Genomic DNA, 23567 nt, shown 5'->3' with positions numbered 1-23567 from the left:
TCTCGTCCACTCCAGTTGTTGAAATGCGAATTTCGCACTAGGTTGCGCCTTTCAGTGCATATCTGAGGGGCAACAGATGGGCACGTCACTGCTTGTTTTGAGTTTTATCGCGTTGGGTTCCATCGCGGCGTGTATCGGTGTCGTCATTGGCGGAGTTTTGGCTTCGTCCAAGGTGGCCGACCTCCATGTGCGCCTTGAGCAATCGGAAGAGATTGCCCGCCAACAGGCGCAATTGCTCGATTCTTTACGTGAAGTCCTGGCCAAACTTCTGGATGAGGTGGGTAGCGCTCAGCCGGAGGGAGTTGCGCCCAAGAGCTTCTCGATCGCCAGTGATTTGCTGGCCCGGGTCAGCACTTCAGATAGGCCTTGAATCATAAAACTTCTCAAGACCTTTCATGGCGCTAGCTCGCCACACGAAGACTTAGTCAACTAATTCGCCTTGGGCGATTTGGCGGATCGTACCGCTACCTTGCTGCGGGGCTGGAATTTTTGTTGCGAAACTGCTACATAATGCGTCGATGGTCGCAATTATCCACAACCGGCCACAGGAATCACGAAAGGCAGGCCCAGTAACGCAACAGGGTTGAACGACAATTTCGGGTCGCGGCTCCGGCTTGCGGCCCCGGAATGGTTTTGACGTCAGTCACCCTGCAAAGCGCCTGGTTCCTGCACTGAGAAAGGACGATTCATGGTAGCCAAGGCTCCCGCCTTTTCCGTCGGCGATTATGTTGTTTATCCCAAGCACGGCGTTGGCCGTGTAATCGAGCTGCAGAACGAAGAAATCGCCGGCATGCAGCTCGAACTCTATGTTCTCCGCTTCGAAAAGGAACGCATGACTCTGCGCGTTCCGGTCAACAAGGTCGAAGCGATCGGCATGCGCAAGCTTTCCAGCGACAAGACACTGCGCGAAGCGCTCGACACGCTGAAGGGCAAGCCCAAGGTGAAGCGCACCATGTGGTCGCGCCGCGCGCAGGAATATGAAGCCAAGATCAATTCGGGCGATCTGGTCTCGATCGCCGAAGTGACGCGCGACCTGTTCCGCGCCGACGATCAGCCGGAACAGAGCTATTCCGAACGCCAGATCTTTGAAGCCGCTTCCAGCCGCCTCGCTCGCGAGCTGGCCGCGATGGAGAAGACGGACGAACCGGCCGCGCTCAAGAAGATCCTTGCGATCCTCAACGAACACGCGCCGAAATATTACGAGACTGCCGAAACCGCCTGAGCGGATCGCACCTCAAACACACGCAAGGGCCGCCCCCACCGGGGCGGCCTTTTTCGTTCAGCCCAACCTGCCCCTTGCATGATTGAGACGACTCCCCATTTAGTGTATTGCTGTATTAATACACAATGGGAGTAGGTTCCATGCGTCTGAACAAGTTCCTCAAATCGGTCGGGCCGGTCATCGCCATGGCAATGGCAGCAGGTGTCGCCGGGTGTGACGGTGCCAAGTTCTCCGTGAACGGCACGAAAGGCGTTCCGCTCGCCGAATTGGACCTTTCGGGCAAGGCGCCGGAAGAAATCGCGCTGCTTGGCCCGGACATCGTCAGAATTACACCAGGCGAGGATTTCACCATCGCACTGGAAGGGGATACGCAGGCCAAGGAGCGGATGCGTTTCCTGCTGCAGGACGGCCGGCTTTCGGTGATGCGTGACGCCTCTATGATGCAGGACAACAACCGCGCTACCGTGACCGTGACGATGCCGGCACCAAAACGCCTCGTACTCGCCGGATCGGGCAACATCTTCGCGGAACATCTTGCCCGAACTTCCGAAGTGACCATTGTCGGCTCAGGCATGATCGAGACACTGGGGATCGACGTCGATTCGCTGGAAGCAGAGATCGCAGGTTCCGGCAGCTATCGCGCATCGGGCGTTGCGAAGGTGCTGGACCTTTCCATAGCCGGGTCAGGCGATGCGGATCTTGCGGAACTGAAAGTGGCGAACGCGGAAATCTCCATCGCCGGATCGGGCGATGCGAGCTTTGCTTCCGACGGCACGGTCAAGGCGAAGATCATGGGCTCCGGCAATGTCACCGTGCGGGGGAGCGCCACCTGCAAGGTACAAAGCCTGGGTTCGGGTTCGCTGAGATGCGAACGCGGCGCTGCGCAAAGCACCGAATAGCAAATTCATCGCCCGGCAACTTCCTGCCCGGATAATTGGGGGTGGAGGAGCATGTTATGGGCCCGGTTCGCTATATTTGTCTGCCTCTTCTGGCTGTTGCCCTTTCCGGTTGCCTGGCCAAGGCCGCGCTGGATGTGGCCACGGCTCCGGTGAAGGTGGCAGGCAAGGCCGTGGACATGGCCACCACCAGCCAGTCGGAAGCGGACGAAAAACGCGGCCGCGAGCTGCGCAAACAGGAAGAGCGCCTCGGCAAGCTGGAAAGGGAATGGCGCAAGCTGGACAAGGCTTGTGGCGAAGGGAACACAACAGCCTGCACCAAGCGCGACGAAATTGCCCTGGAGATCGATTCGCTAAGCCATACGCTCCCGGCACAGCCCGAACGCTAGGCAGCTGCCCGGGCAAGCCTGTCCCGAATGGCCGCACCAATCCCATCCATCGGTATCGGCGCGACGGCGATGCGCGGCTTTTCAGACGCGGCGCCCATATGCAGGCACGCATAGAGTCGCGCGGCGGCCTCAGCGAGATCGCCCGACGCCGAGAGGGTGCAGTCTCCGGCAATCTCCGCGTAGCCGATCATGAACTCGTCTGGCTCGCCCACTTCCACATCGAGCCGTACCGGTTTGCCGGGCGCATAATGCTGGGCCAATTGACCCGGTGCCTCAACCTTGGCGGAAGTGACGTCATGCGGTCGCCCAAGAATCGCGGAAATCTGCGATTCCTCAATCGGACCGGGGCGCAGAAGTTGCCATGTACCGTCGGCCCTGAGGGCGACAATGGTGGATTCCAGGCCTCGTTCACAGGCTCCGCCGTCAACCACAGCATCGATCCTGCCGCCCAGCGAGGCAACGACGTGGTCGGCCTCCGTCGGGCTTACCGCACCACTGCGGTTGGCCGAGGGCGCTGCAAGAGGAAGACCGGTTTCAATGAGCAAGGCGCGCATCGCAGGATGTGCCGGCATGCGCAAAGCGATGGTCGGCAGTCCCGCAGTTACAGCCGGAGCGACAGACGCACCGTCCCGCAACGGCAGAACCATCGTGAGGGGGCCAGGCCAGAAACGCTCGGCCAACTCGCGGGCCCTGCTATCGAAATGGGCGAGCCCTTCAGCCACGTCCAATTCCGCGACATGTACGATCAGCGGATTGAAGTCCGGCCGGCCCTTGGCGCGATAGATCGCGGCAACCGCCGCATCCGAATCCGCGCGGGCGGCGAGTCCATAGACAGTCTCGGTCGGCACGGCGACGAGGCGCCCGGCGCGCAGCAATTCGGCCGCACGCGCGATTCCCGCGGCATCGGGCACCAACAACTCGGTTCCGCTCTGGTCCATGATGGCTGTGCCGGTTCCCTGGCTGTCCGGCGCGGGAAGCGCGCCCGTGTTTATGCGTTCAATCGCGGATTCCCTCGGCAGGTCAAGCCAATGTCCAGCATCAGTGATTCGCCCGCGCGTGCGAAGCCGCCCTTCCGTAGCGTCCTTGCCGCTCCTGCTGCGGGGCTATAGGTGAAGGAGCACAAAGCCAAGACAAAGCGCCCCAGCGGCGCCTGAAGGGAGCCGAAGATGCCTTATGCCCCCGCTCTCGACGACCAGCTACTGGCCATCGCCGTCAATGCCGGAATTGCCGAGCTTGCCGCCCATGAACGCTTCAGCGCTGCCGAGGCCGATATGGTCGAGGCTATCGTCCAGGGTATCGGCGCATTGGCCGCCGGGGAATGGGCGCCGCTCAACCGGATAGGCGACACGCAGGGCGCGACACTGGCGGATGGCAAGGTCAGCCTCCCTGCGGGCTTCGCGGAAGCCTATGCCGCCTATGTCGAGCAGGGCTGGAATGCCATTTCAGGCTCAGCGGAATATGGCGGGCAAGGCCTGCCCTATACGCTGGCCATCAATGTGATGGAAAATCTCGGCAGTGCTAACCTTGCGTTCTCCCTGCTGCCCATGCTGACGGTCGGCGCGATCGAGGCACTGGAAAAGCACGGCAGCGAGACGCAACGCGCGCTATACCTACCCAAGCTGATCAGCGGTGAATGGCCGGGGACGATGAACCTCACCGAGCCGCAGGCCGGCAGCGATGTCGGCGCGCTCCGCAGTATTGCAGTGCCGATCCAGGATGGCGAGCATGCGGGCAAATACCGCATTGCCGGCCAGAAGATATTCATTACCTGGGGCGATCACGAATTGGCGGACAACATCGTCCATCTGGTCCTGGCGCGATTGCCCGGTGCGCCTGAGGGCAGCCGCGGTATTTCACTGTTCCTGGTGCCCAAATTCCTCGTTGGCGAAGATGGCTCGCTGGGTGCGCGGAATGATTTGCGTGCCGTCAGCCTGGAACACAAGCTGGGCATCCACGCTTCGCCGACCTGCGTCATGTCCTATGGCGATAATGGCGAATGCATCGGCGAGCTGGTTGATCACGAGAACGAAGGCCTGCGGGCCATGTTCACGATGATGAACTCCGCGCGCATCAATGTAGGCAATCAGGGTGTGCAGATCGCAGAGCGGGCGACACAGCAAGCCCTGGCCTATGCGCGCGAGCGAGTGCAGTCTGCCCGCGCTGGCGCTCCCAGCCGCACGCCAGTACCGATTATCGAACATCCAGATGTTCGCCGCATGCTGCTGCGGATGAAAGCGCTTACCGAAGGCGCGCGCGCCCTGCTCTATTACACTGCCGGGCAAGTGGACCGGGGGACCTTGGATGATAGCGGCGCACAAGCCCACGCCGATCTGCTGGTGCCGCTGATCAAGGCCTGGGGCACCGACATCGGCGTGGAAGTCGCCAGCCTTGGTATCCAGGTCCATGGCGGGATGGGCTATATCGAGGAAACCGGCGCTGCCCAGCACCTGCGCGATGCCCGTATCCCGCCGATCTATGAAGGCACGAACGGCATCCAGGCGGCCGATCTCGTTACCCGAAAGCTCTCGATGGAAAATGGGGCGGTGCTCGCTGCCCTGATGGCCGATATTGTCCGGGAAAGCGCGGAGGAGCCCAATCTGGCCGCTTTGGCGCAGGAATGCGCGGCGATTGGCGAGTGGATGCTGCATGACGCCACGCTGGACGACAGGCTGGCCGGCAGTGTGCCCTTCTGCACCATGTGCGCCGTCACTGTCGCCGGATGGCAATTGCTGCGCCAGTTGCGTGCTATCGAGGCGGGCGAGGTGGCAGTCCCGGCCCCGACAAAGCCGGTGACGGTGCGCTTCTTCCTCGATCGCATTGTGCCTGAGACACTGGGGCTCGCCGCCTCGGCCCGGGCAGGCGCCGAATTGCTCTATGCCCTTGACGCGGAGCGGCTGGCAGGCTGAACCCTGCCCGCATGACCGACCAAGGAGACCCCCTCGCCCGGATCGCCGCCGCGCTTGAGCGGTTGGCCCCGCCGCCCCGCCTCCAGACCGATTGGCTGGCCTGCCCTGCCTATGTCTGGACCGGAGGCTTTGCTCGCCCGGTCGAACGGCTGGAAGCGCCACGGCTGGACCTGCTGCAGGGAATCGATGCCCAGAAAGCTCGCGTGGCTGAAAACGTGCTGCGACTGGCACAGGGCTATGCCGCCCATGACATGCTGTTGTGGGGATCGCGCGGCATGGGCAAGTCGGCCCTGATGCGCGCCTCGATCCTTGCCGCCCAGCAGGCACATCCGGGTCGCATCGCGCTGGTTCAGGTGGGAACCGACGCGCTGGAGGGCATTTCGGACCTGTTCAGTGAACTCGGCCGGGTGAGCCGCAATTTTCTCGTCTATATCGACGATCTCGGCTTTGCCGAGGGTGATTCCGTCGGGCCGCGCCACCTCCGCAGCTGGCTGGAAGGCGGCGTAGAAGCGCGGCCAGGCAATGTCCGCCTTGCCGTAACATCCAATCGCCGCGCGATCGTGCCGCGCCATGCGGCCGAACAGGACGATCCGCTCAATCCGCGCGACGTGGTGGACGACAGCCTTGCATTGGCCGACCGCTTCGGCCTCTCGCTCGGCTTTCACAATTGCAATCAGGACGACTATCTCGCCATCATCGCAGGCTATTGCCGCGAATTCGGCCTCAGCTTCGAACAGGGTGACGCACTGGAATGGTCCAGGCGGCGCGGCGCCCGTTCGGGACGCACCGCCTGGCAATATGTGAACGAACTGGCCGGCCGCGCAGGCCGCCAGATTTAGTTAGGGACGCCGTTCTCCTCGAACGCCGCTGCCGGATCGCCCAGCAGCTCCTTGATCGGCGGCAGGCGTTCGCCCTTGTTGCGCTTGGGTGCCGCATTGGCTGGCGCACCCGGCTTCACCACGCGCCACACGATATTGCCCGTATCGTCGCTTACCAGCAGGGCGCCGGTCTTGTCCCACGCAACCCAGGTCGGGCGCCCCTTGGTGGTGCCGTCCTTGTTGAGGAAACCGGTAAGGACAGACACCGGCTTGCCGATGGGATTGCCGCGTGCGTCGAACTTCACAAATACCACGTCATAGCCGGCAGCAGGCTTGCGGTTCCAGGAGCCATGCCGCGCGACGAAAGTGCCCTGCCCGAATTCAGGCCCCATGCGATTGCCCGCGCCCGTGAAGACGAAGCCCAGCGCCGCCACATGCGGCCCCATCGCGAATTCCGGACGACGAACATAGCCGGTAAGGCCAGTCGGCATCGGCGCCTCCACCCGGTCGTCGATCACATTGCCCCAGTAATACCAGGGCCAGCCATATTGCGCGCCCACGGGCACGTTGGTGAGGTAGTCAGGCACGAGATCCGAACCGAGCATGTCTCGCTCGTTCACGGTGGTCCACAATTCACCGGTCCAGGGATTCCAGTCGAGCCCGTTGGGGTTACGCAAACCGGCGGCAAAGGGGCGCGAGCGCCCTGTAGCGATGTCCAGTTCATGGATCATCGCACGGCCTTGCTCCGCTTCAATCCCACCTTCCGCAATATTGGAAGCGGAACCGACCGCTACATAGAGCTTCTTGCCATCCGCGCTCAGCAGCAGATTGCGCATCCAATGATTGCCGGCGGCCGGCAGGTCCATCAGCTTTTTCGGAGCCCCGGTGAGCACCTTGGCGCCGAGTTCGTAATTGAACTCCACCACTTCGTCATGATTGGCGACATAAAGCTTGCCGTCGTGCCAGGCCATGCCTGAAGGCGAATCGAGATCGCTGCGGATCACCGTCTTGCCTTCGGCCACTCCGTCGCCATCCGCATCCTGCAGCAGCACGATCTTGTTCGGCGAAGGAATCGCCGCGCCTGCCTGGCTGAACAGGATGCCCGCCACGAAATTCGTGATCCCGCCACCAGCGACGACGCGTGCCGGCGCATTCGATTCGGCCACAAGAATATCCCCATTGGGGAGCGCAAGCATGGTGCGTGGATGTTCCAGCCCTTCAGCGAAGCGCGACACCTTCAATCCGTCAGCCGGTGCCGGAGCCTCACCCGCCTTCCAGCCCACCGGCTTGGCGATCTTGACTGTCGGGATCGTCTGCGGATCGGGATCGGCCAGCTTGGGATCCGTGCCCGTCACCTGATCGAACGGAATCTCGGCCGGATCGCCGCGCAGGATGAAATAGCCAGCAATCGCCAGAGAGACGACCGCAACGAGCAATCCGATGAGGATCTTCTTGAGAATGCGCATGGGTCAGCGAGATACGCCGTCCAGCGGCTTGCGGCAACGGGGCAGCGTATTACATCTGAAGCCATGTATGATTTCACGCCAGATCCGACACTTTCCCGGGCAGACCTTCACGCGGAGTTGCTCGCCGCTGCAGACGCCATCACCGCGGGTGAACCGGATGCGATTGCCAATATGGCCAACGTCGCCGCATTGATCTGGCAATTCCTGCCCGATCTCAACTGGGCCGGCTTTTATCGCACCATCGGCAGCGAACTTGTGCTGGGCCCCTTTTGCGGCAAGCCTGCCTGCATTCGAATCGCGTGGGGCCAGGGCGTGTGCGGCACCGCCGCCGCGAACAGCGCCACTCAGTTGGTGGAAGACGTCCATGCTTTCCCCGGCCATATCGCCTGCGACGCGGCAAGCCGGTCCGAGTTGGTGGTTCCCGTTCTGCGGGATGGCACCGTTATCGCGGTGATCGATCTCGACAGCCCGCTCCCCGCCCGTTTCGATGCGGAAGACGCGGCTGGGATCGAGCGCCTGGCCGAACTGCTTTCCTCACGCATCTGAGCGCCCCGAAACGGGACAGGCACGACAGGCTGTTTTGGCGTTCCCCGCGCCACGATGCTAAATTCCCAGTTAACGCGCAGCGCATCGCTTTGCCCAAAACGATGTGCCCGCCTGACAGGGGAACCAGCCAATGCGCCTTAGCCGCCCGATCCTTCTTGCCACCATTGCCGCCAGCTCCGTTCTAGCATCTGCTCCCGCTCATGCCGGGGAACCCTACACGCTTCCGCAGCTCGAAGTGGTGGGAGGTCCCATTGATCCGGCCTTTGACGCGGCAGTAGAGGAACAGGCGACCTGGGGCGGCGAATGGGAAGCCGTTCATGGCACTTCGGGACCGGGAACGATGTATCCCATGAGCGCGATGCCCTATCCTGCCCCCATGGCCATGCAGGGCCATCCGATGATTTATCCGAATGCGGGTCTCCCACCTCAGCCCAGCGCGCCGCGCCTTGCCTATGGCGCGCAAGAGCGAGAGGATTGGCTGCACGAATGCCGCAAGCGTTACGCCGCTTCGGACAACGGGGTGGGCGGCGCGTTGATCGGCGGTGTTCTGGGCGGTGTCGCCGGCAATGTCATTGCAGGAAAGGGCAATCGCACGCTGGGGACCGTGATCGGCGCAGCGACCGGGGCCATCGCCGGGGCCGCGATCGACAAGAGTGAAGACAACGAGAAAGCGCGCGACTTCTGCGAGGATTATCTCGTCCGCTACGAGAGCGGCGCGCAGGGTTCCTATCCTTACGCCCATGGTGGGAATGTGATGTGGGTACCGACCGTTGTGGGCTGGAAGTGCGAGCCGAAGGAAGAGGTCGTGGAAGAATGGGTCGAGGAGAAACCCGCCCGGCGCGCCATTCCCAGTAAGACAAAATACGTGCCGGTGAAGACGGTTCCGATAAAGACAAAGAGCGTCAAAACCACGAAATGACCTGTTTCGGAGTCGAAGTCGCGCGGCGCGACTTCGACATCCAGGTCACTTTTGGCGCAACTTTCCGGCGCAAATCCAATGCTGAATCAGATCGCACCCCCGGTAAGCCGCTGGCACACCAGATCGAGCTGATCGAGCGTGGCATAACGAATCGTCACCGAGCCGGAGCGTGGATCCGGGTCGGTCGTGATCCGCACCGGCAGGCCCAGAAACTCCTCCAGGTGGTTCTGCACGGCGGCAATGTCTGCATCTTCGGCACCACTGGCGACCGCTGCCCGACGCGGTTCACGCGGTTTGCCTGGCTTTCGCGCCAGCCGCTCCATATCCCGCACCGATAGCTTCTTGCTGACAGCCTGCTCCGCCAGCGCCTCGGCATCCTCGTGCCCTACCAGAGCACGGGCATGTCCCATGGTAAGGCGGCCCGCCTCAAGATGCTCGATCACGCTCTCGGGCAGCGAAAGCAACCGTTGAAGATTCGCCACATGGCTGCGCGATTTCTCTACCAGTCGGGCAATTTCAGCCTGGGTCAGCCCTTCAAGTTCCGCCAGGCGGCTATAGGCTCGCGCTTCCTCGACCGGATTGAGATCCTCGCGCTGAATATTCTCGATCAGCGCAAGGGCCATCACATCGCGATCGGAAAGTTCGCGAATTAGTGCTGGAATTTCATGAAGTTGGGCCTTCTGGGCGGCTCTCCAACGCCGTTCGCCGGCAACAAGCTGATATCCACCCTCGATCGGGCGCACAATCACAGGCTGAATAACACCCCGAGCGGCAATCGAAGCCGCGAGTTCGTTCAACGCCTCCTCGTCGAAGTGCCGACGAGGCTGATCGGGATGTGGCGAAATCGACGACACCGGCACGCTGGCCAGTCCACTACGGGGAGCGGCGACTGCTTCCGAGCGTTCCATCACGGCCACATCGGAATTCGCCGCTTCGCTCGGCGCGCGGCCCTGAGCCACTAGCGGTTCTTCCCGGCGTACCTCGCCCAGCAACGCGCCAAGCCCCCGGCCAAGGCGCCGCTTTGCATCCGGCTTTCCGGATACAGCAGCCAGACGTACCGGTTCGTTTGCGTCGCTCATGCCGCTTTCCTCTTTTCGGGCAGTCGGGAAATCAATTCACGGGCCAGTGCCATATAAGCGCGGCTGCCGGCGCAGGAGTGATCGTAGATCAGCGCAGGCAGGCCATGGCTAGGCGCTTCGGACAAGCGGACGTTGCGCGGAATTACAGATTCGAACACAAGATTGCCCAAGCACCCCCGTACGTCTTCCGCGACCTGGTCAGTCAGGCGGTTACGGCGGTCGAACATGGTCAGTGCAATACCGACAATACCCAGATCGGGATTGAAGAGCTGTTGAACCTTCTCGACCGTCTGCAACAACTGGCTGAGCCCTTCGAGCGCAAAGAACTCGCACTGCAGCGGCACAAGCAAGGTGTCTGCCGCCGTCAACGCGTTAAGCGTCAACAGACCGAGCGAAGGCGGACAATCGATGAAGCACACATCATGCCCCGCATGACCGGCAAATGCGCGCCGCAAGCGACCAGCGCGATCTTCGAAATCCACCAGCTCGATCTCCGCCCCACTGAGATCGACTGTCGCCGGAATGACGTCCAGACCTGGAATTGCGCTGGGTACAGTCGCTTCAGCGACGGTCGCCTCGCCAAGCAATACATCATAACTGGAAACAGTACGTTGCCGGGAATCGATACCGGTACCGGTCGAAGCATTGCCCTGAGGATCGAGGTCGATCAGCAGAGTTTTCCAGCCCGTAGCTGCCATGGCGGTCGCCATGTTGATTGCGGTTGTGGTCTTGCCCACCCCGCCCTTCTGGTTCGCAATGGCGATACGAATCACGGCATTAGCCTCGCTTGGTGTCTGAGGCCTGCTTCGGACCTCGGTGGTCGGCCTGTTCGAGCCGGCCGACGATAATCCCCGCTTCCGGATCGGTGCAAGACTGTTCCACGTGAAACAGATGGCGGGTCGATTCGGGCAGAGAAGCCAAATCCTGTGCTGCGGACCGCCCCTTGGGCAACAGCCAAAGAGTCCGGTTTGTGGAAAAACGTGCGGAAAGATCGATAAGTTTCTGCATTGGTGCAAATGCGCGCGCAGATATGACACCTGCTTCTACGGTTGCGACCATTTCCAGACGCGATGCGACCACCTGACACCGTCTAAGACCGAGTTCGATTCGGGCTCGCTCCAGCCAGTCAGTGCGCTTGCGACGGGATTCAATCAGACGGACATCCCACTCGGGACGCAAGACAGCAATAACCAGACCTGGAAAGCCCGCACCCGTTCCCAGATCCAGCCACACGCCAGGATTGGCTGTTTCACGTGAAACATGCGCGAGAAGTTGCGCGGAGTCGGCAATATGCCTCAACCAGACTGCTGGCAGAGTGGCGGCCGCGATCAGGTTCTGCCGATCATTCTCCTCACGCAGCAGCGCATCAAGCCGGTCAAGACGGGCCATCGCCGCTTCATCCGCGAAGGATGCGACATAGGCTCGAGCTTCTTCCTCTGTGCGAATCATGCGGCGGTATCCATTCTGCGGCGCGCGTGGACGAGCAGAGCTGCCAGTGCGGCGGGCGTAATTCCCGGAATACGCCCTGCTGCCGAGAGATTGGCAGGGCGCGCGGTCTCGAGCCGTTCCACCATTTCACGTGAAAGCCCGGGCACGGCTACAAAGGGAAAATCCTCGCCCAGAGGCACTGACTCACTCGCGCGCAGATCGCGCAACTCCGCTTCCTGTCGCGCCAGATAGGGCGCATAGGCAGCGTCCTCGGCCATTTCCAACGCGGTCTCCGATTGCAGGTCGAGATCATCCGGCAACCAGGCCCTCAGCCCCTCAAGCGCGACCCCGCCAAAACGCAACCATTCGCGCAAGGATCGTCTCCCGCTGTCGCCGCGCACAGGCAATCCGGCAGTGGCCAGTTCGATCGCACTCAACTCCCGCTCCAACGCGACATCCCAAAGGCTGCGATCATCCTCGCGCCGCATGAACCACTCGCGCCGCTCTTCACTTACGCAACCTAGCTTCAATGCCAGTGGAGTGAGGCGAGTTGTCGCATTATTGGCCCGCAGGCGCAGACGATATTCGGCGCGCGCGGTGAGCATGCGGTAGGGTTCACTCACCCCGTGGAGCGTGAGATCGTCGATCATCACGGCCATGTAGCTGTTTGCGCGGTCGAGCCCAGGGGCTTCGCGTCCCAGCACGGCTGCGGCTGCATACATCCCTGCAGCAAGGCCTTGAGCCGCAGCTTCCTCATAACCGGTCGTGCCATTGATCTGTCCGGCGCAATAGAGACCAGACATCGCCCGAAGCTCCAGCGTAGGATGAAGCGCGCGAGGATCGACATGGTCGTATTCCACCGCATAGCCCGGCACTTCCATCGCGACATTTTCAAGTCCCTCCATGGTCCTGAGCATGTCGAGCTGAACATCCGCCGGCAGCGAAGTGCTGATCCCGTTGGGATAGACGAGATGATCGTCCAGCCCCTCCGGCTCCAGAAACACCTGATGCCCATCGCGGTCCGCAAAGCGGTGGATCTTGTCCTCGATCGACGGACAATAGCGAGGGCCTCTCGCATCAATGGCCCCGGTGAAAAGCGGTGATCGGTGCAGATTGGTTCGAATGACGTCATGGCTCTTTTCGTTCGTGCGCGTAATCGCGCAGAAGAGCTGAGGATTCGCACGAGTCGAAGTTAGAGGAGACATCGTCCAAGGATCGGGATCGCTTACCTGCTCTTCCAACCGGCTCCAATCGATCGTTCGGCCATCGAGCCTTGGAGGGGTTCCGGTCTTGAGGCGGGACATGGGCAGGTCCGCTTCCCACAACTGCGCTGCCAGTCTCTGCGCTGACGCCTCCCCGATGCGCCCGCCCGTGATCCGCTCCTCGCCACGAAACAGGGTGCCGCCGAGGAAAGTACCAGTGCAGAGAATGACTGCACGCGCTGGGAGGCGTTGCCCACCACTCAGCACGACACCAGCTACCCTGCCCTGCTCGACTATCAGCTCTGCCGCTTCACCCGCGACACAGCTGAGATTGTCGTGCTGGGCGATCATTGACTGGATAGCCGCCTTGAACAGCTTGCGATCCGCCTGGATTCGCGGACCCCATACAGCACTGCCCTTCGAGCGATTCAGCATGCGATAATGGATCGCCGCAGCATCGGCGGCACGACCGATCAGCCCGTCAAAGGCATCGACTTCCCGGACAAGATGCCCTTTGCCGAGCCCGCCGATCGCGGGGTTGCAGCTCATCGCGCCAATGGCCGAGAGATCAAAACTCACCAGTGCCGTCCGCGCACCCATACGCGCAGCAACGGCAGCCGCTTCGCAGCCAGCATGGCCGCCGCCGACCACCACGATATCAAAGCTGTCCGCAGAAGGAGTCATGAGCCAGCCCGTTACTTCGTCCCACGACTCCGGTCAAAGACTTGCGATGTTTCACGTGAAACATCAGTGGTGCGATCTATTTCCCGATACAGAAGCGGCCAAACAATGCGTCCAGCATATCCTCTGTCGCCGCGCGGCCAATCAGGCGGTCAAAGGCAACACGTCCCAATCGGAGTTGCTCCGCTATCAAAAGCGGATCGCTCTGGCTGACAGCACCTTCAAGCGCCGCAACCGCATCCCGCAGCAGCCCACGCTGCCGCGCACTGAGGGCCGCCTGCCCCGGCCTAGGCATCGCGTCCTGCGCGAGCACGATCAGATCCTGCTTCAGGGAGGCTATCCCTTCTCCACTTACGGCGGAGACCCGATGGCTCGGAGCAGACTTCGCATCATGGTGCGGAAGGTCGATCTGTGCCTCCACATCCCAGGCACCTTGAGGCCCCTGCCCTTCGGATCCAAGCCAGAGAACGAGATCGGCACGCTCCAATTCTGCCTGCGCACGGGCGATACCGATCGCCTCGATCTCTCCCGCTCCTTCATCGCGCAATCCGGCGGTATCGATGAAACTGAAGGGCACCCCGCCCAAAGCAACAGGTCGGACAAGCACATCGCGTGTCGTCCCGGCACTGGGCGACGTAATTGCGGCTTCGCTCTCTACCAACGCGTTGAAAAGGGTAGACTTACCCGCATTAGGTGGGCCTGCGAGAACCACGCGAAATCCTTCGCGCAGGGTTTCGGCATGGGGTGCGTCGAGCGCCTCGCGAATGCCATTGGCCAACCCTAGAATTTCCGCCGTGAATTCGCTGGGAAGTGAGGCAACATCATCCTCATCTGCAAAGTCCAGCACAGCTTCAATCTGCGCAGAGCAGATCAATATCCGGTCGCGCCAGTCAGCCACCTGCCGGGAAAACACCCCTTCCGCCATGTCGAGCGCGACACGGCGCTGAAGCTCTGTCTCGGCAGCGAGCAGATCGGCCAGACCCTCCGCCTCGGCGAGATCGATGCGGCCATTGGCGAAGGCCCTGCGCGTAAACTCGCCTGGCGCTGCGCGACGCAGCCCGGAAAGGTTGGCGAGTGCAGCTTCTACCGCTGCAATGACTGCTCGACCGCCGTGCAAGTGCAATTCAGCCAGGTCTTCTCCCGTTGCCGTATTTGGACCTGGAAACCACAGAACCAACGCACGATCCAGCACGTCACCCGATCCGTTATGCAATGTCCGGAGACTTGCATGACGCGCTTCGGGAAGACTTCCCGCAAGTTCGCGCAGAGCTTCTGCTGCACGCGGGCCACTGATACGCAGCACAGCGACACCTGCAGGAGGCTGTCCGCTCGACAGGGCAAAAATCGTATCCATGGGCCGAGCGCCTAGCCTATCCGCCCGCCGCCGTCAGCCGCTCACGACAAGCGCCCTCAATTGTCGGACTTATCGCCTTTGCCCTTGGCACCCTGAGTGAAGGCTGCGCCATTTTCCATGAAGTTCTGGAACAACTTCAGCCCGAACTGACCCATCGGCGCGAGGTTCCTGGCATATTCCTGCAACTGATCGACGCTCGACACGCCCTGCATCGCCTTGGTGATCGCATCCATATAGGCTTGGTTTGCCTTCTCCACGTCGGGCAATCCCATAAAGCGGCGCGCCTCTTCCGGGGTGCAATCGATCTCGACATGGACCTTCATCGCGCAAACCTCCTCAGGCGAAAATGCCTCTTAAAACAGATGGCGATCTGTTCCTCAGGCTACAAGGCTGTCACAGGGCACTGGCAAAGTCCATCTCCGGACAATAGCTTGCCGCACCTGACCAGAGAGAGGAGCATCCCCATGCCCACCAACATCTCCATTCCTGCGCTTGCTGGCGAAGGCGCAATTCCCGCCTGGTGTGCGCACCCCGAAGGCTCACCGCGCGCCGTAGTAATCGTGATCTCTGAAATCTTCGGGGTGAATGCCGGAATCGTGAAGAAATGCGAAGACTGGGCAGCACAAGGTTATCTCGCCATCGCGCCCGACCTGTTCTGGCGCTTTGCCCCGGGCAGCGAACTCGATCCGGATGTAGAGGCAGAGTTCAAGCAGGCCATCGACAACATGATGCGATATTCCGCCGATGACGGCGTGAAGGATATCGAGGCCTGCGTGAAATACATCCGCGCAGAGCTGAGCGTGGAGAAGGTCGGCGCAGTGGGTTTCTGCCTTGGTGGGAGGCTTGCCTATATGGCAGCGACCCGTACCGATGTGGATGCCAGCGTGGGCTATTATGGCGTGATGATCGACCAGATGCTGGAAGAATCCCACGCCATCGCTCGCCCACTGCTATTGCACATTCCCACGGCTGACCATTTCGTTGGACCGGAGGCACAAGCCGCGATGCACAAGGCTCTCGATCACCATCCCCGCGTGACTTTGTACGATTATGAAGGGCTGGACCACGGTTTCGCGGCGACGTCAGGCACTCGGCGCAACGAGGAAGGCGCGCAACTGGCGGATGCGCGGACACAGGATTTTCTGGCGAAAGCTCTGGGCTAGGCGCGATTGTCCAACACTCCGCAGACAAATCGCAGGCGATCCTCAACCGGTGCGAAGGGCAAATCGATAGACTGGTAGCCGAAACGGCGCCAAGCGGAACTGATCGCGGCATCGCTCGCCACGGCTTCCTCCCAATCCTGAATCCGCTCCGCATCCTGAGCGTAAATCTCACGCCAGGGAGGCGCCCGGAAGATCGGGCCCTCATAACGCAAATCCCGGCAGATCCGCTCAAGCTCGCGCGGAATAGGTAGGCCCTCCAGGTCAAGGAAGCCTGCTATGTCGGGAAAGCCGCGATCGAACAGCACCGTCACACCTTGACGAAGACTATCTTCGAACGCTGCCAGTTCGTGCGCCAGCATTGCCTGGGCAAAGCCGACGGGGTTGTGCTCACGCAGTTCCATGCCGCCCGGCGCCTGAAGGATTTCCCGGGCGACTTCGGGTGAAACAGCCATGCCCGCTGCCGCCGCGGCATTGAGCAATGTGGACTTGCCCGCCCCCGGTCCGCCGGTAACCACCGAGCGGAAGGGAGGGCGGGCAGCCATCCGAACCTTACTGGTTCATCGTCGCGAAAAAGTCTTCGTTGGTCTTGGAATCCTTCATCTTGTCGAGGAGGAATTCCATCGCATCCACAGTACCCATCTGCATCAGGATACGACGCAGGACCCACATCTTGCTGAGCTGGTCCTTGCCCACCAGCAGTTCTTCCTTGCGGGTGCCGCTCTTTCCGACATCCAGTGCCGGGAAGATGCGCTTGTCCGCAACCTTGCGGTCGAGCACGATTTCCGAGTTACCGGTGCCCTTGAATTCTTCGAAGATCACTTCGTCCATGCGGCTGCCGGTATCGATCAGCGCAGTGGCGATGATGGAAAGCGAACCGCCTTCCTCGATATTGCGGGCGGCGCCGAAGAAGCGCTTCGGCCGCTGGAGCGCGTTGGCGTCCACGCCGCCGGTCAGCACCTTGCCCGAGCTGGGCACCACGGTGTTGTAAGCGCGGCCGAGACGAGTGATCGAGTCGAGCAGGATGACGACATCCTTCTTGTGCTCGACCAGACGCTTGGCTTTTTCGATAACCATTTCAGCGACTTGAACGTGGCGCGAAGCCGGTTCGTCGAAGGTGGAGGAAATCACCTCGCCCTTCACCGAACGCTGCATGTCGGTCACTTCTTCCGGACGTTCGTCGACCAGGAGAACGATCAGGAAGACTTCCGGGTGATTGTCAGTGATGGCCTTGGCGATGTTCTGCAGCAGCACCGTCTTACCGGTGCGCGGCGGCGCCACGATCAGGGCGCGCTGGCCCTTGCCCTGCGGCGCGATCAGATCGATCACACGAGCCGACTTGTCCTTCACGGTAGGGTCGACCGTGTCGAGCACAAGCCGCTCATCGGGATAGAGCGGCGTAAGGTTATCGAAATTTGTACGATGACGCACTGCATCGGGATGATCGAAATTGACGCTGGTAAGCTTGGTCAGCGCGAAATAGCGTTCGCCATCCTTGGGCGCGCGGATTTCGCCTTCCACCGTATCGCCGGTGCGCAGGCCCCATTTGCGGACCTGGTTGGGCGAAACGTAAATATCGTCGGGACCAGCGAGATAGTTCGCTTCGGGGCTGCGCAGGAAGCCAAAGCCGTCCTGCAGCACTTCGATCGTGCCGACGCCGAGGATTTCCTCCCCGTCTTCGGCCACTTCCTTGAGGATGGCGAACATCAGGTCCTGCCGGCGCATGGTGGACGCGCCTTCGACCTCATATTCCTCGGCCATGGCGACCAGTTCGGCCGGCGTCCTCTTCTTGAGTTCTTTCAGATGCATTGTCTCGGTTCCACTTGGGAAATGTTGGGAAGCCGGCGGGCCTGATGGGCTTGGAGAAAGCGGACCCTGCCGCCCGGAATGGCGGCTACAGCCGGAGTGGGTCGGAAATAGGCGCCCCGCGCCTTTCCGTCAATTCGCAATGGCTGCGGCAGGCGCACGGCCTGCCGCAAATGAATCGCGGCCGATAGCGGTCAAACCCAGCCTCAGAAGGGCTTGATGACTACCAGCACCACGATCAGCGCCGCGGCCATGCCGGGCACTTCGTTGAGCATGCGCAGCTTCTTGCCCACAAGCTTGCGCTCTCCGCGGGCCAGTGCCTTCGCATAGGCGGAAAGCCAGCCGTGATAGCCTGACAGGATCAGCACCAGCAGCAGCTTGGCATGGAACCAGCCCTGGCTGAACGCGCCGATCTGCCATGCAAGCAGCAGGCCCAATACCCAGACCACGATAATCGACGGCAGCAGGATGATCTTGAGCAGCTTGCGTTCGCGATCGATCCACACGGCATTCTCGGGCGAATCCGGCGCACATTCCTGATGGTAGACGAAATAGCGGGGCAGCATGAAGAGCCCGGCCATCCAGAAGATCACGAAGATTATGTGGCCGGCCTTGAGCCAGAAATAGAGCATGGAGAGTAGGTCCTGCATGACGGCGATTTAGAACATTTCGCCGAAGAAATCACCCCTGCGCAGACCAGCCGCGCACGACGCCCAGCAGCCGTTCGACATTGGCGATGGGTGTGGTCTGGCCGATCCCGTGGCCCAGATTGAACACATGCGGGCGCCCGGCAAAGGCATCGAGCACGATGCGGGCCTGCCGGTCCAGTTCCTCACCGCCCGAAAGCAGCAGCAGTGGATCGAGATTGCCCTGCACCGGCATGCCCTCGGGCAGGGCCCTGGCGGCCCAGAGGGGATCGACCGTCTCGTCCACCCCGATGGCATCGACGCCCGTCTCGCGCGCATAGGCGGAGAGCTTCTCGCCCGAGCCCTTGGGGAAGCCGATCAGCGGAATATCGGGATGGCGGCGCTTCATTTCGCTGGCGATGGCCGCATTGGGTGCGATCACCCAGCGCTCATATTGCGTGGGCGACAGACTGCCTGCCCAGCTGTCGAACAATTGCAGGGCTTCCGCCCCCGCCTGGACCTGGCCGGAGAGATATTCCACCGTCACTGCCACGATCGCATCCACGATCGCCTGGAAGGCCTGCGGATCGCGATAGGCATATTCGCGCGTCACATGCTGGTCCCGGCTGCCTTCGCCTGCGACCATGTAGGTTGCGACAGTCCAGGGACTGCCTGCAAAGCCCAGCATGGTCACCTCAGGCGCAAGGGAGGCCTTCACCTTGCTCACGGTCTCATAGATCGGAGAAAGGCGCTCAGGGACCTCCTGGAGGCTTTCCAGAGCCACATCTGCAAGTCGAGGGGAGAGGTGCGGGCCTTCGCCTGCAAGGAACTTCAGATCCTGGCCCATTGCATAGGGCACGATCAGGATGTCGGAAAACAGAATTGCCCCATCGAAACCGAAGCGGCGCAAAGGCTGGATCGTGATCTCTGCCGCGGCGTCTGAATCATAGACCAATTCGAGGAAACCGCCCTTCTCCGCCCGCAGCGCGCGATATTCGGGAAGGTAGCGTCCTGCCTGGCGCATGAGCCAGACCGGGCGCCTGGCGACATTGGTTCCACGCAGCGTTTCGAGAAGGGGGCCGGGCATCGCGGGAAGGTCCAATCCAAATAAAGATATTTATTTATATAGGTTTATGGACTCTGTTGGTCCTGTGGATATCGGGGATTGCCGCGCCTTGCCCGATTTCTCCCGCAATGAACAGCCGGAGCGCACACTCGAATCGCGGGAATATGACGTCAACGAGACTCTTTCCCCGCTGTCCACAGCCTGTCGATAGTCGTTTCCACCTGTCCACATCTCGCCCGGTGAAGGACTCGATCCGGGGAGTGAATCCCTCCCCGAACTTGTCCAGAGGTTGCTCCCGTGGTTTATGCCGGGTGTTATCCACATGGCCCCGTCTGCATCGGTTCTGGCGGGATCGGCAAAGGTTTCCCCTGGCGCGATGACCCGGCTTCACCTGCATCTTCTATCGGATTCCACCGGCGAAACGCTGGAAAATATCGCCAAGGCAGCCCTCGCCCAGTTCGAGGGGATCGAGATCGTGCGCCATTTCTGGCCGATGGTCCGTTCCCAGCAGCATCTGGAGCGCATTCTGGGCGAATTGAGTACCAATTCGGGCCTGGTGCTGTTCACTCTGGTCAATCCCGACACACGCAGGCGGCTGGAGGAACATTGCCGCGCCGTGGGCCTGCCGATGGTCGCGGCACTCGACGCGGTAACCGAAGCGCTCGAGCACCAGCTCGGCCAGGCGGCCGTGGGGCGGCCGGGCCGCCAGCACATGATGGACGAGGCCTATTTCGCGCGCGTCAACGCGATCCATTACACCATCGCCCATGATGACGGGGTGCTGTGGGAAGAATGGGAGGAAGCCGATATCGTGCTTGCCGGTGTCTCCCGCACATCCAAGACGCCGACCAGCATCTATCTCGCCAATCGCGGCTACAAGGTCGCCAATATACCGTTGGTGGTGGAGAGCCCGCCGCCCACTTCGCTCTTCGGCCTGCGCCACCCGATGGTGGTGGGCCTGACCACTGCCCCCAAGCGCCTGATCGAGATCCGCCGCAACCGGCTTCTTTCGCTCAACGAGGGAACAGAGACGGCATATGTGGACGAGGAACGGGTGGAAAAGGAAGTGGCCTTCGCCCGGCGCATGTTCGCCGATAATGGCTGGCCGGTGATCGACGTGACCCGCCGCTCGATCGAGGAAACCGCCGCGGCGATCATCCGCCTCTATAATGAACGCAAGACTGCCACTCATGATGGCGGCGCCATATGATTGCCCGCACATGATCGTACTCGCTTCACAGAGCGGCTCGCGCAAGGCGATGCTCGCTGCCGCCGGCATTGCCTTCGAGGCGTGCCCCGCCCATCTCGACGAACGCGCCTTGGAAGAAAGTCTCGGCGATGCCCGTCCGCAGGAGGTCGCGCTGGCCTTGGCCTCGGCCAAGGCGCTCGCCGTCTCGCGCGAGATGCCCGGGCGGCTGGTGCTGGGCAGCGATTCCCTGGTGGCCGTACTTGGCCAGCGTTTCGACAAGCCCGCCAGCCGCGAGGATGCCGTAGTTCATCTGCGCTTCTTTTCCGGAAAGCCGATGCATCTTCACAGCGCTGCCGCGCTTGCCCGCGACGGCAGGATCGTGTGGAGCGCGGCGGACGATGCGGTGCTGCATGTCCGCGAGCTTTCCGAAAGCTTCATCGAGCATTATCTCGCCGCCGAATGGCCCGAAGTGGCCGGCTGTGTAGGCGTTTTCCGGATAGAGGCGATGGGAGTGCAATTGTTCGAGCGTATCGAAGGCAATCAGTTCACCGTGCTGGGCATGCCGCTCCTGCCCGTTCTGGGCGCCTTGCGCGCCGAAGGGGAGCTTGAAGCATGAGCTTACCCTATGCCGAAGTGATCGGCGATCCGATCGTCCAGTCCAAATCGCCGGCCATCCATGGCTACTGGATTGCCGGTCTTGGCCTCGATGCCGATTACCGGGCTGCCCATGTGACTTCCAGCGGGCTTGAGGATTACCTCGCTTCCCGCCGTGCGGACCCTGACTGGCGCGGCTGCAATGTCACCATGCCGCACAAGCAGGCCGTGATTCCCTTCCTCGACCGGCTCGACCCGCTGGCGGCAAAAATCGGCGCGGTGAACACGATTATCCGCGAAAAGGATGGCTCGCTCACCGGATATAATACCGATGCGGGCGGGTTCCTGGAGCCGCTGCGGCCATTGCTGGCGAGAGAACACCTTTTCCGCATGGCCCGCGTGCTTGGCACGGGCGGCGCGGCACGGGCGATCATCGCCGCTCTGGCGCAGGAGCATGTCGTGATTGTACTGGCCGGCCGCGATCCGGCAAAGGCACGCGCCTTGCTCGACGAGCTCGATCCAAAGGGCGAACATCACGTCGCCCCACTCGCCCATTTTGCCGAGCCGACCGATTTCGAGTTCGACGACCGTGCAGGTTGTTTCGATCTGGTGGTGAATGCCAGCCCGCTCGGCATGGCCGGCCAGCCTCCGCTTGAATTCGATTTCAGCCATGTGCCCCCTGGCAGCGTGATCTACGACATCGTCACTCACCCGGTGGATACGCCGCTGCTTCAGGCAGCGCGGGCGGCAGGCTTCCGCACGGTTGATGGGCTTTCGATGCTGATCGGCCAGGCGGCCGAGGCCTTCGAGAAGTTCTTCGGCGTCGCCCCGCCGCGGACCGATGGCGATGCGGGGCTGCGGGCACGGCTGACCAGGGGCTGACCCAGTGAGCCATCCCTTCATCCTCGGTCTTACCGGCTCGATCGGGATGGGCAAATCCACCGTGGCGCAGATGTTCCAGCAACAGGGCGTGCCGGTTTTCGATGCCGATGCGGCAGTCCATCGCCTGCAGGGCCCCGGCGGGCGGCTGCTCGGGCCGATCGAGGCGGCGTTCCCCGGCACTACCGGTCCGGGCGGGGTCGACCGTGCGGCGCTGGGCGCGCAGGTCTTCGGCGACGATGCGGCCATGGCCCGGCTCGAAGCCATCGTGCATCCTGCCGTGGCGGCGGAGCGCGAGGCGTTCCTGCTCGAACATGCCGGGCAGAAGCTGATCGTGTTCGACATTCCCCTGCTGTTCGAAAAAGGCACGCAGGACAGGGTCGATGCCGTGGCGGTCGTATCTGCCGATGCGGAAACCCAGCGCCACCGGGTGCTGGCCCGCCCCGGCATGAGTCCGGAGAAATTCGCCGCGATCCTGGAACGGCAGATGCCCGACGCGGAAAAGCGCGCTCGCGCCGATTTCGTGATCGATACGGGCTGCCCGATCGAGCAGACGCGCGAGGCGGTTCGCCGCCTGATTGAGAATCTGACCGTTCCTCGCTGACAACTCTTGCCAGCACCGGAAACGAGTCCGATATTGAATTCGATGAGAGAGATCGTCTTCGACACCGAAACCACCGGTTTCGATCCCGCCAAAGGGGATCGGCTGGTGGAAATGGGGTGCATCGAACTCGTCAACCGGGTTGCTACCGGCCGCTCTTTTCACGCCTATTACAATCCCGACCGTTCGATGCCCGCCGAAGCGGAAGCCGTGCACGGGCTCTCCGATGCTTTTCTGGCGGACAAGCCGCGCTTCCATGAAAGCGCGGAAGAGCTGCTCGAATTCCTCGGCGATTCCCCGCTCGTTGCCCACAATGCCACGTTCGACTTCGGCTTTCTCAATGCCGAACTGGCGATGTGCGGGCTGGAAGCGGTCAGCATGGACCGGATGGTCGACACGCTGGCTATCGCCAAGCGCCGCCATCCGGGTGCAAAGCTTTCGCTCGATGCTTTGTGCTCGCGTTACGGCGTGGATCGCAGCCATCGCACTTTCCATGGCGCTCTGCTCGACGCGGAACTGCTTGCGCAGGTCTATGTCGAACTCACGGGCGGGCGTCAGATCGGTCTCGAACTGGCGTCAACTGTTACCGAGACCACCATCATCGAATTCAGGCGCAGCCCGGCGAAGAAGCGCGAATTTCGCGCCCCTCGCCCTCACGATGCGAGTGAGGAGGAACTCGCACGGCACAGGGAGTTTTTGACAACGATCGCATCCCCGCTCTGGGACACATGAGAATCCCT

The 23567-nt window shown here is 61.8% G+C and carries 26 protein-coding genes; 14 read left to right on the top strand and 12 right to left on the bottom strand.

Annotation, left to right across the window (positions count from 1 at the left end):
* The first annotated feature begins 76 nt into the window (after positions 1-76).
* The 4 genes from WFP36_RS07110 (at position 77) to WFP36_RS07095 (ending at position 2507) form a co-directional block, all read left to right on the top strand.
* Positions 77-370 carry a hypothetical protein gene (locus tag WFP36_RS07110; protein ID WP_336979178.1) on the top strand — a complete coding sequence of 98 codons (294 nt, stop codon included), beginning with the start codon at positions 77-79 and terminating at the stop codon, positions 368-370.
* A 318-nt stretch (positions 371-688) separates the two neighbouring features.
* Positions 689-1222, top strand: coding sequence for a CarD family transcriptional regulator (locus tag WFP36_RS07105; protein WP_336979177.1), 534 nt, complete (start codon positions 689-691; stop codon positions 1220-1222).
* A gap of 140 nt (positions 1223-1362) precedes the next feature.
* Positions 1363-2121 (top strand): head GIN domain-containing protein, encoded by a 759-nt coding sequence (locus WFP36_RS07100; RefSeq protein ID WP_336979175.1) that lies wholly within the window; start codon positions 1363-1365, stop codon positions 2119-2121.
* Positions 2122-2177: 56 nt separating this feature from the next.
* A complete protein-coding gene (locus WFP36_RS07095; RefSeq protein WP_336979173.1) occupies positions 2178-2507 on the top strand; it encodes a hypothetical protein in 330 nt (109 codons plus the stop codon).
* On the opposite strand, the gene WFP36_RS07090 is transcribed toward WFP36_RS07095, so the two are convergent.
* Entirely contained in the window at positions 2504-3445 is a 942-nt protein-coding gene (locus WFP36_RS07090; RefSeq protein WP_336979171.1) for an L-threonylcarbamoyladenylate synthase, read from the bottom strand. The two genes, WFP36_RS07095 and WFP36_RS07090, sit on opposite strands and share 4 nt — an antisense overlap.
* Positions 3446-3673: 228 nt before the next feature.
* Here WFP36_RS07090 and WFP36_RS07085 point away from each other — a divergent pair, with 228 nt between their 5' ends.
* On the top strand, positions 3674-5413 hold the full coding sequence (locus WFP36_RS07085) for an acyl-CoA dehydrogenase (protein WP_336979170.1): 1740 nt from the start codon (positions 3674-3676) through the stop codon (positions 5411-5413).
* Between the two features lie 11 nt (positions 5414-5424).
* Complete coding sequence (locus tag WFP36_RS07080; protein ID WP_336979168.1) at positions 5425-6252, top strand: DUF815 domain-containing protein; 828 nt, start codon at positions 5425-5427, stop codon at positions 6250-6252.
* Here the strand turns inward: WFP36_RS07080 and WFP36_RS07075 are convergent.
* A complete protein-coding gene (locus WFP36_RS07075) occupies positions 6249-7697 on the bottom strand; it encodes a PQQ-dependent sugar dehydrogenase (protein WP_336979166.1) in 1449 nt (482 codons plus the stop codon). The genes WFP36_RS07080 and WFP36_RS07075 overlap by 4 nt on opposite strands.
* 63 nt (positions 7698-7760) lie before the next feature.
* On the opposite strand from WFP36_RS07075, the gene WFP36_RS07070 reads away from it, so the two are divergent.
* Both WFP36_RS07070 and WFP36_RS07065 read left to right on the top strand, forming a co-directional pair.
* Positions 7761-8243 (top strand): GAF domain-containing protein, encoded by a 483-nt coding sequence (locus WFP36_RS07070; protein WP_336979164.1) that lies wholly within the window; start codon positions 7761-7763, stop codon positions 8241-8243.
* A 130-nt stretch (positions 8244-8373) separates the two neighbouring features.
* The gene (locus WFP36_RS07065) at positions 8374-9162 is read left to right on the top strand and encodes a glycine zipper 2TM domain-containing protein (protein WP_336979162.1); all 789 of its coding nucleotides are present in this window, start codon (positions 8374-8376) and stop codon (positions 9160-9162) included.
* Between the two features lie 86 nt (positions 9163-9248).
* On the opposite strand, the gene WFP36_RS07060 is transcribed toward WFP36_RS07065, so the two are convergent.
* The 6 genes from WFP36_RS07060 to WFP36_RS07035 all read right to left on the bottom strand — a co-directional run bounded on the left by WFP36_RS07060 (position 9249) and on the right by WFP36_RS07035 (position 15229).
* Positions 9249-10241: a ParB/RepB/Spo0J family partition protein gene (locus WFP36_RS07060; protein ID WP_336979161.1), complete on the bottom strand. Its 993-nt coding sequence runs from the start codon at positions 10239-10241 to the stop codon at positions 9249-9251.
* Entirely contained in the window at positions 10238-11014 is a 777-nt protein-coding gene (locus WFP36_RS07055) for a ParA family protein (protein ID WP_336979159.1), read from the bottom strand. The genes WFP36_RS07060 and WFP36_RS07055 overlap by 4 nt, the downstream gene beginning before the upstream one ends.
* Positions 11015-11018: 4 nt before the next feature.
* Positions 11019-11690 (bottom strand): 16S rRNA (guanine(527)-N(7))-methyltransferase RsmG, encoded by a 672-nt coding sequence (rsmG, locus tag WFP36_RS07050; protein ID WP_336979157.1) that lies wholly within the window; start codon positions 11688-11690, stop codon positions 11019-11021.
* Entirely contained in the window at positions 11687-13555 is a 1869-nt protein-coding gene (mnmG, locus tag WFP36_RS07045) for a tRNA uridine-5-carboxymethylaminomethyl(34) synthesis enzyme MnmG (RefSeq protein ID WP_336979155.1), read from the bottom strand. Before mnmG ends, rsmG begins: the two co-directional genes overlap by 4 nt.
* 76 nt (positions 13556-13631) lie before the next feature.
* Positions 13632-14906 (bottom strand): tRNA uridine-5-carboxymethylaminomethyl(34) synthesis GTPase MnmE, encoded by a 1275-nt coding sequence (mnmE, locus tag WFP36_RS07040; protein ID WP_336979153.1) that lies wholly within the window; start codon positions 14904-14906, stop codon positions 13632-13634.
* A gap of 56 nt (positions 14907-14962) precedes the next feature.
* A complete protein-coding gene (locus WFP36_RS07035; RefSeq protein ID WP_336979151.1) occupies positions 14963-15229 on the bottom strand; it encodes a DUF6489 family protein in 267 nt (88 codons plus the stop codon).
* Positions 15230-15370: 141 nt separating this feature from the next.
* Here WFP36_RS07035 and WFP36_RS07030 point away from each other — a divergent pair, with 141 nt between their 5' ends.
* Positions 15371-16069, top strand: coding sequence for a dienelactone hydrolase family protein (locus WFP36_RS07030; protein ID WP_336979149.1), 699 nt, complete (start codon positions 15371-15373; stop codon positions 16067-16069).
* On the opposite strand, the gene WFP36_RS07025 is transcribed toward WFP36_RS07030, so the two are convergent.
* The 4 genes from WFP36_RS07025 to hemE all read right to left on the bottom strand — a co-directional run bounded on the left by WFP36_RS07025 (position 16066) and on the right by hemE (position 19585).
* On the bottom strand, positions 16066-16611 hold the full coding sequence (locus WFP36_RS07025; protein ID WP_336979147.1) for an AAA family ATPase: 546 nt from the start codon (positions 16609-16611) through the stop codon (positions 16066-16068). The genes WFP36_RS07030 and WFP36_RS07025 overlap by 4 nt on opposite strands.
* Positions 16612-16618: 7 nt before the next feature.
* Entirely contained in the window at positions 16619-17875 is a 1257-nt protein-coding gene (gene rho / locus WFP36_RS07020) for a transcription termination factor Rho (RefSeq protein WP_054531345.1), read from the bottom strand.
* Between the two features lie 203 nt (positions 17876-18078).
* Positions 18079-18522, bottom strand: a complete 444-nt coding sequence (locus tag WFP36_RS07015; protein ID WP_336979143.1) for a CopD family protein — start codon at positions 18520-18522, stop codon at positions 18079-18081.
* 31 nt (positions 18523-18553) lie between these two features.
* On the bottom strand, positions 18554-19585 hold the full coding sequence (gene hemE, locus WFP36_RS07010; RefSeq protein ID WP_336979141.1) for a uroporphyrinogen decarboxylase: 1032 nt from the start codon (positions 19583-19585) through the stop codon (positions 18554-18556).
* Between the two features lie 355 nt (positions 19586-19940).
* On the opposite strand from hemE, the gene WFP36_RS07005 reads away from it, so the two are divergent.
* The 5 genes from WFP36_RS07005 to dnaQ are packed head-to-tail and all read left to right on the top strand — an operon-like array spanning position 19941 to position 23559.
* On the top strand, positions 19941-20774 hold the full coding sequence (locus WFP36_RS07005) for a pyruvate, water dikinase regulatory protein (protein ID WP_336980024.1): 834 nt from the start codon (positions 19941-19943) through the stop codon (positions 20772-20774).
* A gap of 10 nt (positions 20775-20784) precedes the next feature.
* Positions 20785-21369: a Maf family protein gene (locus WFP36_RS07000; protein ID WP_336979139.1), complete on the top strand. Its 585-nt coding sequence runs from the start codon at positions 20785-20787 to the stop codon at positions 21367-21369.
* The gene (locus WFP36_RS06995; RefSeq protein ID WP_336979137.1) at positions 21366-22229 is read left to right on the top strand and encodes a shikimate dehydrogenase family protein; all 864 of its coding nucleotides are present in this window, start codon (positions 21366-21368) and stop codon (positions 22227-22229) included. Before WFP36_RS07000 ends, WFP36_RS06995 begins: the two co-directional genes overlap by 4 nt.
* Positions 22230-22233: 4 nt before the next feature.
* Positions 22234-22830 (top strand): dephospho-CoA kinase, encoded by a 597-nt coding sequence (coaE, locus tag WFP36_RS06990; RefSeq protein ID WP_336979135.1) that lies wholly within the window; start codon positions 22234-22236, stop codon positions 22828-22830.
* 42 nt (positions 22831-22872) lie between these two features.
* Complete coding sequence (gene dnaQ / locus WFP36_RS06985) at positions 22873-23559, top strand: DNA polymerase III subunit epsilon (protein ID WP_336979133.1); 687 nt, start codon at positions 22873-22875, stop codon at positions 23557-23559.
* Positions 23560-23567 lie beyond the last annotated feature (8 nt).

This window comes from Fulverythrobacter fulvus, from assembly GCF_037154085.1.
Classification (GTDB): domain Bacteria; phylum Pseudomonadota; class Alphaproteobacteria; order Sphingomonadales; family Sphingomonadaceae; genus Andeanibacterium; species Andeanibacterium fulvum.
The sequence above is the reverse complement of the archived record's forward strand: the minus strand, read 5'-3'. Positions and strand labels throughout refer to the sequence as shown.